12 protein-coding genes are annotated in these 14127 nt (G+C 57.0%); 6 read left to right on the forward strand and 6 right to left on the reverse strand.

Translation table 11 applies throughout. From position 1 onward, the window contains the following. Window positions 1–31 precede the first annotated feature (31 nt). The 6 genes from FFS28_RS11085 to hrpB all read right to left on the reverse strand — a co-directional run bounded on the left by FFS28_RS11085 (window position 32) and on the right by hrpB (window position 9304). The gene (locus FFS28_RS11085; RefSeq protein WP_137849554.1) at window positions 32–2509 is read right to left on the reverse strand and encodes a fimbria/pilus outer membrane usher protein; all 2478 of its coding nucleotides are present in this window, start codon (window positions 2507–2509) and stop codon (window positions 32–34) included. Window positions 2510–2528: 19 nt separating this feature from the next. Beyond that, the gene (locus tag FFS28_RS11090) at window positions 2529–3242 is read right to left on the reverse strand and encodes a fimbrial biogenesis chaperone (RefSeq protein ID WP_137272821.1); all 714 of its coding nucleotides are present in this window, start codon (window positions 3240–3242) and stop codon (window positions 2529–2531) included. Between the two features lie 49 nt (window positions 3243–3291). Next, a complete protein-coding gene (locus tag FFS28_RS11095) occupies window positions 3292–3861 on the reverse strand; it encodes a fimbrial protein (RefSeq protein ID WP_137849555.1) in 570 nt (189 codons plus the stop codon). Window positions 3862–4043: 182 nt separating this feature from the next. Further along, window positions 4044–4217: a hypothetical protein gene (locus FFS28_RS21700; RefSeq protein ID WP_171007404.1), complete on the reverse strand. Its 174-nt coding sequence runs from the start codon at window positions 4215–4217 to the stop codon at window positions 4044–4046. Continuing rightward, the gene (gene mrcB / locus FFS28_RS11100; RefSeq protein ID WP_137849556.1) at window positions 4204–6729 is read right to left on the reverse strand and encodes a bifunctional glycosyl transferase/transpeptidase; all 2526 of its coding nucleotides are present in this window, start codon (window positions 6727–6729) and stop codon (window positions 4204–4206) included. Before mrcB ends, FFS28_RS21700 begins: the two co-directional genes overlap by 14 nt. A 145-nt stretch (window positions 6730–6874) precedes the next feature. Further along, window positions 6875–9304, reverse strand: coding sequence for an ATP-dependent helicase HrpB (gene hrpB / locus FFS28_RS11105; protein ID WP_137849557.1), 2430 nt, complete (start codon window positions 9302–9304; stop codon window positions 6875–6877). A 73-nt stretch (window positions 9305–9377) separates the two neighbouring features. Between hrpB and thpR the strand changes: the two genes are divergently transcribed. The 6 genes from thpR (at window position 9378) to folK (ending at window position 14123) form a co-directional block, all read left to right on the forward strand. Next, on the forward strand, window positions 9378–9932 hold the full coding sequence (gene thpR / locus FFS28_RS11110) for an RNA 2',3'-cyclic phosphodiesterase (RefSeq protein ID WP_137849558.1): 555 nt from the start codon (window positions 9378–9380) through the stop codon (window positions 9930–9932). Beyond that, window positions 9922–10626: a DNA/RNA nuclease SfsA gene (gene sfsA, locus FFS28_RS11115; protein WP_137849559.1), complete on the forward strand. Its 705-nt coding sequence runs from the start codon at window positions 9922–9924 to the stop codon at window positions 10624–10626. The genes thpR and sfsA overlap by 11 nt, the downstream gene beginning before the upstream one ends. A 176-nt stretch (window positions 10627–10802) precedes the next feature. Further along, window positions 10803–11258 carry an RNA polymerase-binding protein DksA gene (gene dksA, locus FFS28_RS11120; protein ID WP_001155232.1) on the forward strand — a complete coding sequence of 152 codons (456 nt, stop codon included), beginning with the start codon at window positions 10803–10805 and terminating at the stop codon, window positions 11256–11258. Window positions 11259–11313: 55 nt separating this feature from the next. Continuing rightward, window positions 11314–12204, forward strand: coding sequence for a tRNA glutamyl-Q(34) synthetase GluQRS (gene gluQRS / locus FFS28_RS11125; protein WP_137849560.1), 891 nt, complete (start codon window positions 11314–11316; stop codon window positions 12202–12204). Between the two features lie 42 nt (window positions 12205–12246). Beyond that, window positions 12247–13647: a polynucleotide adenylyltransferase PcnB gene (gene pcnB, locus FFS28_RS11130; RefSeq protein ID WP_212743976.1), complete on the forward strand. Its 1401-nt coding sequence runs from the start codon at window positions 12247–12249 to the stop codon at window positions 13645–13647. Further along, complete coding sequence (gene folK / locus FFS28_RS11135; protein WP_137849562.1) at window positions 13644–14123, forward strand: 2-amino-4-hydroxy-6-hydroxymethyldihydropteridine diphosphokinase; 480 nt, start codon at window positions 13644–13646, stop codon at window positions 14121–14123. The genes pcnB and folK overlap by 4 nt, the downstream gene beginning before the upstream one ends. The last annotated feature ends 4 nt before the right edge of the window (window positions 14124–14127 follow it).

Raw genomic sequence — 14127 nt, forward strand, 5'->3', positions numbered from 1 at the left:
GAGTGATAAATCATTGCCCATCGTTCCCCACCTAACGGCAATGCACCGTTGATTTTAAAATGTTCGCCGCGCGCTCAGCAGGCACGGTCAACGTCCCTTTGCACTGCTGTCCGGCGTCCTCTCCCCACTGCACGCTTAACGCGACAGTCCCCTGCAGGCCGGTTAGCCAGACTTCCCCGTCATCACCGACAATCGCGGAGGTGTTATCCAGCGTGACGATGGCCCCAAACGGCACGGGTTTACCGAGATAAATCAGCGTGACCAGCGCGCGCTGGCCTGCACGCGCATCAAAATTCGCCATCATGGCCGCCCCTTTGGTTGGCACCACATCCTGTGTCGCGAGCTCGATATCCAGATCGTCGCGATCCTCTGTGTTTACGGTGATGCCATTATGGCGATAGGCCGTCAGCGTCGGGACAATCGCATTGCCAAAAGCGTCGGTATAAATCCCGCGCCCGTTCTGGACTTTCACGTTGCTGCCGTCTTTGATATGGACGATGGCAAAGGCGTCGCGCACAGACTGCCCGAGCGTCACCCCGTGCTCATGGGCTACCAGCGAGCCTTTCGCGTTGTAATTCCACTGCCTGTTGCTGCCGCCGTAGCTGTAACCCAGCCCGACCTCGCCAGCCGATCCTCTGTAGCGCCCAGAAAGACTGGCACCGTATCCGACATTATTGCTGGTATAGCTCTGCTGAAGGTTGTAGCTGAGCTTATTATCCTCCAGCGCTGTTCCGCCAATACCCGCCTGATGAGAGGTATACCCGCCGCTGGCGGTCGTCATGCTGTAGCTTGCCCATGAATTTGGCAGCCAGCGTGAGAAAGGGATGTTGACCATCAGCGCCAGCTGCCTGTCGTTGTCGGCATCCGGGGTGCGGGTCAGGTTGTAGCTGACAGACCAGGTTATATCGCGCCAGCTTGAGCTAAACCCGGCGCTCACGCTGCGTTCGCTGCCGCTCATATCCCAGTAGTTTTGCTGATAAGCGTTAACATAGGTGGAACCCCAGTCCCCCAGACGCTGAGAGAGGTTAACCTGCATGCGGCTGCGACGGTTATTTACCCGTCGATAGGTGTAGATCCCGTCGTCAATGTTGCTGTCGCGTTGGTCGATAGCCTCCTGAAAGGTATAAAACCCGGCGGTGGAATAGCGATAGCTCGCCAGCGTGACCGTGGTGTCTGTATCAGGAATGTCTTTCGAATACTGCGCGCGCCATGACAAGCCGCTGGTGGGATCGCGGCCATCGTCAAACAGGGTGTGGGCGGCGGTCACGTCAACCGATGCCGAGCCGAAGCGCCCCAAATCCGCGCCGACGCCGGCCAGAAACGCATGATAAAGGGATGCTCCCAGCGCACCGGAGTAGACCGTCACGCCGTAAGGCAGGCCATAAATCGCCGTTCCTTGCGCAAAAGAAGGTTCTTCCTCCCCTTCATTACCGCGAAACGTTCCTGCTGCGAGGGAATATTTAAACGCCCCTTCTCGCTGAAGAATGGGTACCGAGGCGCTGGCCTGAATAAAGCTGTGTTCACTGCCATCCGCTTCTTCTACGGTCACTTCGAGATCGGCACCGGACGTCACCTGACTTAAGTCATGAATTTCAAACGGACCGGGGGCGACGTTGGTCTGGTAGAGGGTATAGCCATTTTGTTTGATGGTGACCTTCGCATCGCTATTGGCAATACCGCGAACCACAGGCGCAAACCCCTGCTGACTGGTTGGCAACATGGAGATATCGGTTTCAAGCTTTACGCCCGTCATCTGAACGCTATCAAATAACTCGCCGTTGGTGGCAGTCTGGCCAATCTCCAGCTGGCTTCGTAAGGCTTTAATGTCGCGTTGCAGGCTGGTACTGATGGCATCCCAGCCAGCGGTGTCACTCCAGGTGCTGTTATTACGCAGTCGCCACGCGCCGAGGTTAATGCCAGAATCCAGACCCAGCCAGGTGGAGGTATTTTTACCGGACTCTGATTCCTGCTGCGAACCACTGACCTGGTAGCTGGCCCAGGCAGCTGATGCTCCGTCGTCCCAGTATTTTGGGTTGATCGTCCCTGACGCCGTTTGGTCGCGATAAATCTGTGGGATCACCAGACTCAGGGTTTGATCGTCCTGATTAAAGTCGTACTGCGCCCCTTCAATGAAATGCGAGATATCCTCTACCCGGGCGCTATCAGCCAGATCTTTCATGTCCGGCAGAGTATCTACCTTGAGGCCAAAATCACGCAGGTCGGCCTTGGTCAGTTCGGGCAGCAGCCTTTGCTTGTCGTCTGACAGTACAAAGGTCACGGTCCGTTTATCGATGATGTCCCGCCCCCACATAATGGTCACCGGGTAGCTTCCGGCCAGCAAGCTGTTATTCCCGATGAAATTTTTAAGGGTAGCGGTATTTTCCAGCGGAGTGTCCAGCTCAAGGATGCGCAGGTTGAATTCGTCGTCCGCATTTGCAGGCTGGAATAACGCCAGCATGGCTAACGCGACCCCCTTCAGAATCGGCCTGTAATTTGAGAACGAAGACATACGCTACCAACATGATGTGTTATAGGGCCTGCTGCTTCTGCGGCGTTTGTGCACCATGGTCGTTAATGGCTGTCCATGTAACGGCACCCTTTGCGCCTGCGGGCAAGGTGAAGGTCTGTTCGCTGTAAGGCGCAACCATCATCGCCACCGCGCCGGGGGTGGATTTGGTTTCAATAACGGGCACGGCTTTGCCCCCGACGGCCAGTTCGCCAAAGGAGACATAGAAAGGCGTAGGGTTTTTCGCAATAAGCTGCGTCCCCTGGCGGCGGAAAGCGATCTTTTCCCATGCCTGGAGCGCATCAGCTTCTTTTAACTGCGACGGTCGCCAGAACAGCTTAAGCCGCGTCTTCATGGCAAACTGCAATGTATTTTTATCTTTCAATTCTGGCGCAAGCGCCGAAACGGACTTAACGTTCGCCACAAAGAATGTTTCCCGGTCGTTGGGAAGCGCATTTTTATCGCCCGTATAAATAATATGTAAAAGCGTCTGGCGGTTTTCCTGCAATTTGTAAACCGGAGGGGTAACAACAAATGGCGCTTTGGTATCGTCTGGATTACTGACCCAACTCTGCACTAAATAACGCGTATGGGGATCTTTATTTTTTAACGCAATCTGTACTTCAGATTTATTCGATGGATAAATAACGCGGGTGCCACCTAATACAATACTGGCCTGTGCTGAACAGCAACCAATGACTATGCATCCGCATAATACTTTTAATAACGCTTTCATAATATTTAAATCCGAAAGGGGCAGCGATTTAACACTGCCCCGAAAAGAGTTAGCGATACATCACTTCAAATGTTGCGGAAGCCGAGTAGTGGCCTGCGGTTGGCACAGTATCACCGACCTGGATGACATTCGCGGTATAGTTAAAAACAGAGGCAGCCGTGCCCTCAGGGTCGTTCGTGACATCCGTTGTGCCGTCAGGAACAGAACCGTTAAACAGCACATCGCTTTTACCACCGTTATTATTGGTGACGGTAATCCCTACATGGGTCGCATTACCGGCACCCGTCAGATCGTTTTGCAGACGTTTATACGCCGCATCCGTCGTGGTACCGCTAAATTTCAGGTTCAGTTTAGAGACCAGGGGATCACAGCCTGACACTGAGATTTTGAAATTTTTCGAGGTGCCCACTTTGCCATCTGTGCCGTAGTCAGACGGATACGTGTCTGCAAAGGTAACGGTTGATACCGTTGAGTTGGAATCATCAACGTTAACGACACAGGTATCAGCAACAATTTTACCGGCGAAATTCACGGTACCGGAATCACTCGCCAACGCAGGCAGTGATGATACAGCCAAAATACTGGCCGCGAAAAAAGAGTACACAATTTTATTTTTCATCGAATATTCCTTATATGAGATAAAAAGATGATTCCATTCCTGACAAAACAAATGAGCAGAGGCGAATGAAAGGTAAATATCCTGACCCACTCAATGAATAACATTTCACACTGAACAAGATTAAATCAGAATCGCCTCAAGTACGTCTACCGGGTGAAAATCCCTCCGCCACCTTATTTTTATTAACTCTCTGATTTATTTGAAAGAATGTAATCGTTATTATTTCTTAAAGAAAAATTCATTATTTTTAAATTAAGTGAGATCTTATCGAATTCAGTAAGCGGCCCTGTTACCAAAAAAAAAGCCGCTTCATCAGGAAGCGGCTTTTTATCATGGCGAAAATCAGTTTCCGCCAAACATGTCCTTGATCCAGCCTGCGACGCCGTCGCTGTCTTTCTTCTCATTCTGCTGCTGCGGCTGTTGCTGCGGCTGCTGTTGAGGTTGAGAAGACTGATCGAACGGGTTGCCCGTCGGCTGTTCCGGCTGGCTCTGCTGGCACAGGGAATCCGGGTTCGTCGTCCAGACCGGCAGCATGCGCACGCCGCCGCCACAGATGAAGTTACCCGCGTCATCCACGCCCATATCGACGATATCTTCCGGTGCCACCAGGTTCAGCGGGACCGGGGACTGATTGGCAAGATAACGCTGGTAAATCGACATCGCGCCGCTCGCACCATACAGTTTGGTCGGCTGGTTGTTATCGCGGCCTACCCAGGTGATCACCACTTCACGGCCATCGATACCGGCGAACCAGGTATCAACGTTGTTGTTGGTGGTCCCGGTTTTACCCGCCAGATGCAGGCCTGGATACTTCGCCCCCAGCTGACGCCCGGTGCCACGTTGTACAACCTGCTGCATGGTCCACAGGGTCATATAGGCCGCCTGAGCCGGAACCGCGCGTTCTGCCTGCGGGAAGCTCTGATACAGCACCGAACCGTCTTCGGCAATGACCGAACGCAGGGCTGACAATGGCGCACGGTTACCGCCGCTGGCGATCGTCTGGAACGCCTGCGCGACTTCAATTGGCGTCAGGTTCAGCGCCCCGAGGATCATCGCCGGTACCGGATGCAGCTGATCTTTCGGCACACCCAGCTTCTGCCAGGTATCGGTGATCGCCGGCAGACCCAGTGCCATACCGAGGTTAACCGTTGGCACGTTCATGGAGCGCGTCAGCGCATCCACCAGCATAACCTGGCCGCTGAACTGTCTGTCATCGTTCTGCGGGGACCATACCTGGCCGTTAGGCTGGCGCAGGGAAATTGGCGCATCGGCAATCCAGGTGTTCAGCCGATACTGGTTCGGCTGGCTCAGCGCGGTGAGATAGGTCGCCGGTTTTGCCAGAGAACCAATCGAACGACGCGCCTGCATTGCACGGTTGTAGCCCGCGAACTGCGGCTCAGCACCGCCCACCATGGCGCGCACTTCACCTGTGTTACGGTCAACCACCACCATCGCCGTTTCAAGATCGCTCAGCTTGCGCTGTTTCTTCAGCACCGGAATGCCTTCAACCGCCGCCTTTTCTGCCGCATCCTGCGCGACGGAATCGAAGGTGGTGAAGATTTTCACGCCGGAGAGATCTTTCACCTTGTCACCGAGCTTGCTCTGAAGCTCCTGACGCACCATCTGCATAAACGCAGGCTGCGGAGAGATCACCCCACCACGCGGCTGCACGCCCAGCGGACGCGCGCTCAGCATGTCGTAAAGCTCCTGGTCAATGACCTGCTGTTGTTGCAGCAGACGCAGCACCAGGTTACGACGCTCCAGCGCCAGCTTCGGGTTGCGCCACGGGTTATAGATGGACGCCCCTTTCACCATGCCCACCAGCAGCGCCTGCTGGTCAAGGCTCAGCTCTTCCACCGGGCGGCCAAAGTAGTACAGGCTCGCCAGCGGGAAGCCGCGAATTTCGTTATCGCCGCTCTGGCCGAGATAGACCTCGTTCATATACAGCTCAAGGATGCGATCCTTGCTGTAGCGCGCGTCCATCAGCACTGCCATGTACGCTTCGTTGGCCTTACGCCAGTAGGAGCGTTCGCTGGAGAGGAACAGGTTCTTCACCAGCTGCTGGGTCAGAGTACTCGCCCCCTGCACCGTGCGCCCTGCCGTCAGGTTCGCCAGCACCGCACGACCGATGGAGTAAAGGCTGATACCGTCGTGCTCGTAGAAGTGACGGTCTTCGGTTGCCAGCAGGGTATCCACCAGCAGATCCGGGAAGCCGTTACGCGCTACGAACAGGCGCTGCTCGCCGTTCGCCGACGACAGCATGGTGATCAAACGCGGATCGAGACGGAAGAAACCGAACTGACGGTTGTTATCCATGTTCTCGATGGTTTCAAGACGATCGCCGTCAAAGGTCAGACGCGCGCGCACCTGCCCCTCTTTGCTGTCCGGGAAGTCGAACGGACGGCGGATCATCTCAATGCTTTTCGCCTGCACCGTAAACTCGCCAGGGCGCGTCATCTTCGTCACCTGACGATACTGCGTCGCCTGCAGCAGCTTGACCATCTCGTTCTTGCTGATGGACATATCCGGCTCAAGGTTGACCATACGGCCATACACGGCCGCGGGCAGCTGCCAGACTTTGCCATCGATTCGGCTGCGGATCTTCTGATCCAGATACACGCCGTAAATCGCAATCAGCACGACAAAAACAATGAACAGCTTCAGCAGCAGCCAGAACCAGCCGCGTTTGCCACGAGGCCTGCGTCCTTTGCCCTTTCCTTTGCGTGGCATGGATCCTTTATCCTCATAATCGTCTTCATAGTCATCGTCATACTCCTCATCTCTGAGTCGACGACGGCTCACTTTTTCTTTCGCCGGACGCGTGGGTTTTCCCTTACGTCCTATTGGCTCGCGGTCATTCCCCGCCATGCTTTTTCTCCGCAACATTCAGGCGCAAAGGCCAGATTCTCGTGTCTTCTACATCAGCGTGAAAGAAGAAATCTCTCAAATTTATGTCTTTTCTCCCTCTCCCCGTGGGAGAGGGCCGGGGTGAGGGCATCAGCCCGCACTTACCTTACGAATACTTCTTCGTCCGCCGCGTCGGTGCGGTGTTCGCCGGATCGTCCGGCCAGACGTGTTTCGGGTAGCGCCCCTTCATCTCTTTCTGCACGTCACGGTAGCTCCCCGCCCAAAACGCGCCCAGATCACGGGTGATCTGCAACGGACGATGCGCGGGTGAGAGCAGCTCCAGCACCAGCGGCACGCGCCCTTCGGCAATGGACGGCGTGCTTGCCTCACCGAACATTTCCTGCATACGCACCGCAAGCGCAGGCGGATTATCGTCATGATAACGAATGGCAATCCGGCTCCCGGTCGGCACAGTGTAATGCCCAGGCAGTTCACTATCCAGACGTTGACGTAATGACCAGTCCAGTAAATTCTGTAACGCGGCCTTAACATCAAGCGCTTTCAGCGCCCGCAGCGAGTGTACGCCCGCCATTTGCGGCAAGAGCCACACTTCCAGCGACGCCAGCAGCGTGTCGTCATCTACCGCAGGCCAGTTGTATTCCGGCAACCAGCGCGCGGCGCACAGCAGACGAAGACGATACTGCTCGGCCTCCGGCGTCCAGTTCAGGACGCCCAGCCCCTTCTCACGGATGCCGTTCAGCATCGCCTGATGCAGCTCCTCTTCCGAGGGCTTCGCCAGCGGTTTCGTCCCCAGCGTCAGCTTGCCAATCTGGCTGCGGCGAAACGCCTTCAGCGTGCCCTGGGCTTCATCCCATTCCACACTGTCAGACTGCTGAAGCAGCTGCGGGCAGGCGCAGGTGAGCGCGTCGATATCAACGGCAATCGCCTGCAGAATGCGCGCATCCGGCGAGTGACTGCCCTGCAACAGCAGCGGCGCAATCAGCCATTCATGGCGCGTCAGGGCGTCGTCGACGTCAAGCATGGCCCCCATGCCGTTCGCCAGCTGGTAGCGTCCGTCGAGGCCACGACGACGTGCGATCCGGTCCGGAAAAGCCCGCGCCAGCAGGGGAACGATACGGTCACTGTCGGGCGCGCCACCGCGGCTGTTGAGCCGTCGGCACAGCTGCTGCGCGCGCTGCTGCCAGTGCCCCTGACGACGGGAAAAGGCCTGCGCCAGATCGCTGCTGCCACCTCGCGGCGGCTCCTCAAGGATAGCCGCCAGTTTCGCGGCCGTGGCAATTTCGTCATCCCCTTCTGCCGCCACCAGCATGGCCGCCAGACGCGGATCGTTGCCGATGGCCGCCATTTTCTGGCCGCGCGACGACAGCCGTTCGCCGTCCAGCGCACCGAGCTGGGCCAGCAGTGTACGGGCAGCGGCAAGATTGACCACCGGCGGCGGGTTAAGCCAGACCAGTTGCTCCGGATCCGGGCAACCCCACTGAAGCAGATCCATCGTCAGCCCCGAAAGGTCGCTTTGCAGAATTTCCGGCGTACCGTGCAGCGCCGCCCGTTCGGCCTGCTCGGCGCCGATCAGGTGTAAACAGATCCCCGGCTCAAGACGCCCCGCACGCCCTGCGCGCTGAACCATCGACGCCTGGCTGATGCGTTGCGTAATCAGTCGGGTAAGCCCGGTCCGCGGATCAAAGCTCGCCACCCTCTCCTGCGCGCAGTCGACCACCAGGCGAATGCCTTCGATGGTTAAGCTGGTTTCGGCGATATTGGTTGCCAGCACCACCTTACGCTGACCGGCAGGTGCAGGCAGAATCGCTTTGCGCTGCTCACTGAGCGGCAGCGCGCCGTAGAGCGGGCAAAGCACGACATCGCTGCCCACGCGGGTGGCGAGCTGCTCCTGTACGCGCTGGATTTCCCCCACGCCGGGTAAAAACAGCAGCAGCGAACCGGGTTCCTGACGCAGCAGCTCTGCCGTCGCTATCGCCACGGCGTCATCAAAACGCTGATGCGCAGGCAGCGATTGGTATCGGCGCTCAACCGGGAACGCGCGGCCTTCGGATGAGATCACCGGCGCGTCGGGCAGCGCCTGGCGCAGCAAAGCATTGTCGAGCGTCGCCGACATAATCAGCAGCCGGAGATCTTCGCGCAGCCCCTGCTGCACGTCCAGCAGCAGCGCCAGCGCCAGATCCGCCTGCAGGCTACGCTCGTGGAATTCATCCAGAATCACCAGCCCGACGCCGTTAAGCTCAGGATCGTTTTGCAGCATGCGGGTGAGGATACCCTCGGTCACCACCTCAAGGCGCGTCGTTGGCCCCACGCAGGTGTCAGCCCGCATCCGGTAGCCTACCGTTTCACCCGGTTTCTCGTTCAGCAGCTCCGCCAGACGCTGCGCCACATTGCGCGCGGCCAGCCTGCGCGGCTCCAGCAGGATAATTTTCCCGGGGATCACGCCCGATGTCAGGATCTGTAGCGGCAGCCAGGTGGACTTCCCCGCGCCCGTGGGGGCATTGAGCAAGACCTGAGGGGCATATTTTAAGGCAGCAAGTAGCTCAGGAAGGACGACGGCGACCGGCAAAGAGGACACGAACAGCTCCAGAGGGTTAACTTTAGTCGGCGTACATTGTAGCATCGGCGCATATCATTACCGAGTCCCCTGTATGTCTGAGTCGAAACGACTGTTTTTCGCCCTGGAGTTGCCCGCTAACGTGCAGCGGCAAATTGTGCGCTGGCGCGCCAGCCACTTTCCGCCGGAAGCGGGCCGCCCGATTGCGGCGGCAAACCTGCACCTGACGCTGGCCTTTCTGGGCGACGTGAGTGCCGAAAAGCAGCGCGCGCTGGCCGCCATGGCCGGGCGAATTTCCCAGCCGGGGTTTACGCTGCACCTTGACGATGCCGGGCAGTGGTTACGCTCCCGCGTCGTCTGGCTGGGTACGCGTCAGCCGCCGCGCGGGCTGTTACAGCTTGCCAGTATGCTGCGCGCACAGGCGGCACGCAGCGGGTGCTACCAAAGCCCGCAGCCGTTTCATCCGCATATCACGCTGCTGCGCGATGCGGGGCACGCCGTCGCCATCCCGCCGCCGGGTTTTCACTGGTCTTTTCCGGTGAACGGCTTCGCGCTGTACGAATCGTTTTTTGCACGAGGACGCACCCGCTATACCCCGCTCCAGCGCTGGACGCTGGGCGACACGATAAGGAATTCTGATGAAGTTTAGCCCTGCCCTGCAGCACGCCACGCTTATCCAGCGCTACAAACGCTTTCTTGCTGACGTCGTGACTCCCGAGGGGGAACACTTTACCCTGCACTGCCCCAATACCGGGGCCATGACGGGCTGTGCCACGCCGGGGGACACCGTCTGGTATTCCACTTCAGAAAATACTAAACGCAAATATCCGCATACCTGGGAAATGACGCAGACGCAAAATGGCGCATTTATTTGCGTCAACACCCTGCGGGCAAACCAATTAGTGAAGGAAGCGCTAACAAATGATTTGCTCCCGGAACTTACCGGTTACAGTATGCTGAAAGGCGAAGTGAAATATGGCGATGAGGGCAGCAGAATTGACTTCATGTTACAGGCGGAAGATCGTCCTGAGTGCTATATTGAAGTCAAATCAGTGACGTTAGCAGAGCAGGAAAATGGCTACTTTCCGGATGCGGTAACGTTACGTGGCCAGAAGCATCTGCGAGAGCTAATGAGTGTTGCGGCGGCGGGCAAACGCGCCGTATTGCTGTTTGCCGTTTTGCACTCAGCCATTGAACGCTTCTCTCCCGCCCGCCATATTGATCTTAAATACGCGCAATTGTTGCATGAGGCACAAAAGCAGGGGGTAGAGATTTTCGCTTATAAAGCGGAACTTTCGGCCGAAAATATGACTCTGAAATCCTCTCTTCCCATTGTCTTATAAGGGATTAGACGATTGGCTATTATGTGTTCTGGCCGCGTGCGCAAATACGCTTTTCCTCACAGGCTTGTCAAGTGTTACGTTTAGATAATTGCCTTACGGAAAAGCATCTGCTATTTATAGCGACCTGATTTTTCCCCCGACACGGGGATCGATAGTGCGTGTTAAGGAGAAGCAACATGCAAGAAGGGCAAAACCGTAAAACATCGTCCCTGAGTATTCTCGCCATCGCTGGGGTGGAGCCATACCAGGAGAAGCCGGGCGAAGAGTATATGAACGAAGCCCAGCTGTCGCACTTCAAGCGTATTCTTGAAGCATGGCGTAATCAACTCAGGGATGAAGTCGATCGCACCGTTACTCATATGCAGGATGAAGCTGCTAACTTCCCGGATCCGGTAGACCGTGCCGCTCAGGAAGAAGAGTTCAGCCTCGAACTGCGTAACCGTGACCGCGAACGCAAACTGATCAAAAAGATCGAAAAAACGCTGAAAAAGGTTGAGGACGAAGATTTTGGCTACTGCGAATCCTGCGGTGTTGAAATCGGAATTCGCCGCCTGGAAGCGCGTCCAACCGCCGATCTGTGTATCGACTGTAAAACGCTGGCAGAAATTCGCGAAAAACAGATGGCCGGTTAATCCGCCCTCTAAACACACCGTAAAGGCGGGAGTCTCTCCCGCCTTATTAGTTGATATGTCTGAATCACATTATATTGGGCGCTTCGCGCCATCCCCTTCCGGTGAATTACATTTCGGCTCATTGATAGCCGCCCTTGGCAGCTACCTGCAGGCTCGCGCCCATCAGGGTACCTGGCTCGTTCGTATTGAAGATATCGATCCTCCGCGTGAAGTTCCCGGTGCGGCAGACACCATTCTGCGTCAGCTGGAACATTACGGTCTTCACTGGGACGGCGACGTTCTCTGGCAATCAACACGCCACGAGGCCTATCGTGAACGGCTGGTCTGGCTTCACGAACAAGGGCTTTCCTACAACTGTACCTGCACCCGCGCCCGCATTCAGAGCGTGGGGGGCGTCTATGACGGCCATTGCCGCACGCTCAACAACGGCCCGGAAAACGCGGCTGTTCGTCTGCGTCAGCGCGACCCCGTGACACGTTTTAACGATCTGCTGTCCGGTGAGATACAGGCGGATGCGCGTCTGGCGCAGGAGGATTTCATCATCCACCGCCGCGATGGCCTGTTCGCCTACAACCTGGCGGTGGTCGTGGATGACCATTTCCAGGGCGTCACGGAAATTGTGCGCGGCGCCGATCTGGTGGAACCCACCGTGCGCCAGATTTCGCTGTATCGTCAGTTTGGCTGGACGGCTCCGGATTACATTCATCTCCCGCTGGCGGTGACCGCGTCGGGCCTGAAGTTGTCCAAGCAAAACCATGCGCCAGCCCTGCCGGGCGGCGATCCGCGCCCGGTTTTAATCGACGCGCTGCGGTTTCTCAACCAGACTGTCATCGACGGCTGGCAGGATCTTCACACCGATGAACTGCTGAAAATGGCGATTGCTAACTGGTCACTTGAGGCCGTGCCAAAAATCCAGCATTCTCAAATGCGCTGCGCTGAGCTATGATTAGCCGCTTTTTTCATAACAAAACACACTACGAGGTGTACCATTTTTACCCGAGTCGCTAATTTTTGCCGTAAAGTGCTGAGCCGCGAAGAGAGCATGGCGAATGATGCTATTGCACAAAACCGCATGTCGGTTGTTCCCCGTGAGCAGCACAATATTTCCCGCAAAGATATCAGTGAAAATGCCCTCAAGGTGCTCTATCGTCTGAACAAAGCGGGCTACGAGGCCTATCTCGTTGGCGGTGGAGTACGTGATTTACTGCTGGGCAAAAAGCCAAAAGATTTCGATGTGACCACCAGCGCCACACCTGAGCAGGTGCGTAAATTATTCCGCAACTGCCGCCTGGTTGGCCGCCGCTTCCGTCTTGCCCACGTTATGTTTGGCCCGGAAATTATCGAGGTGGCCACCTTCCGCGGTCATCACGAAGCGAGCGCGGCCGATCGTACCACCTCCCAGCGCGGCCAGAACGGCATGCTGCTGCGTGACAACATCTTTGGCTCTATCGAAGAAGACGCCCAGCGTCGCGATTTCACGATTAACAGCCTTTACTACAGCGTGGCCGATTTCACCGTGCGTGATTATGTCGGCGGCATGCAGGACCTGAAAGACGGCCTGATTCGCCTGATCGGTACGCCTGAGACGCGCTATCGCGAAGACCCGGTGCGTATGCTGCGTGCCGTTCGCTTTGCCGCCAAGCTCAATATGCGCATCAGCCCGGAGACGGCGGAGCCTATTCCCCGTCTGGCCACGCTCATTAACGACGTACCGCCGGCCCGTCTGTTCGAAGAAGCGCTGAAGCTGCTGCAGGCCGGTTATGGGTTCGAAACCTACAACCTGCTGCGTGAGTACAGCCTGTTCCAGCCGCTGTTCCCGACCATTACGCGCTACTTCACCGAAAACGGCGACAGCCCGATGGAGCGCATGATTGCGCAGGTGCTGAAGAACACCGACACCCGCATTCACAACGATATGCGCGTGAATCCGGCGTTTCTGTTCTCGGCGATGTTCTGGTATCCCTTGCTGGAAACGGCTCAGCGGATCACCCAGGAAAGCGGTCTGGCCTATTACGATGCCTTTGCCCTGGCGGCTAACGACGTGCTTGATGAAGCCTGCCGGACGCTGGCCATTCCAAAACGCATTACCACGCTGGTGCGCGATATCTGGCAGCTTCAGCTGCGCATGTCCCGTCGTCAGGGTAAACGCGCCTGGAAGCTGATGGAGCATCCAAAATTCCGCGCCGCGTTCGACCTGCTCTCTCTGCGGGCCGAAATCGAGAAGAACCAGGAGCTGCAGCGTCTGGCGCAGTGGTGGGGAGAGTTTCAGGTTTCCGCCCCGCCGGAGCAGAAAGATATGCTGACCGATCTCGATGATGATGATCCTGCCCCGCGTCGTCGTCACCGTCGCCCGCGCAAACGCGCGCCGCGTCGGGAAGGATCAGCATGACCCTCGCGTACATCGCCCTTGGCAGCAATCTGGCCTCTCCGCTGGAGCAGGTGAATGCTGCCGTACGGGCGCTGGGGGAGATCCCGCACAGCCAAGTTGTTGCGGTCTCCTCTTTCTACCGCACGCCGCCGCTGGGTCCACAGGATCAGCCTGATTACCTGAATGCCTCCGTGGTGCTGGACACCGCGCTTGATGCCGACACGCTGCTCGATAACACCCAGCGCATCGAATTGCAGCAGGGGCGCGTGCGTAAAGCCGAACGCTGGGGGCCGCGTACGCTGGACCTCGACATCATGCTGTTTGGCGACTGCGTTATCCATACCGAGCGCCTTACCGTGCCGCATTACGACATGAAAAACCGCGGGTTTATGCTCTGGCCGCTGTTTGAAGTCGCCCCCGATTTGACCTTCCCCGACGGTACCTCGCTAAAGTCCGTGCTTGACGCTCTCAACGCGGAAAAACCGGCCCGCTGGTAATACG

This window comes from Enterobacter sp. 2VL, from assembly GCF_005503595.1.
In the GTDB taxonomy this organism is placed as follows: domain Bacteria; phylum Pseudomonadota; class Gammaproteobacteria; order Enterobacterales; family Enterobacteriaceae; genus Enterobacter; species Enterobacter cancerogenus.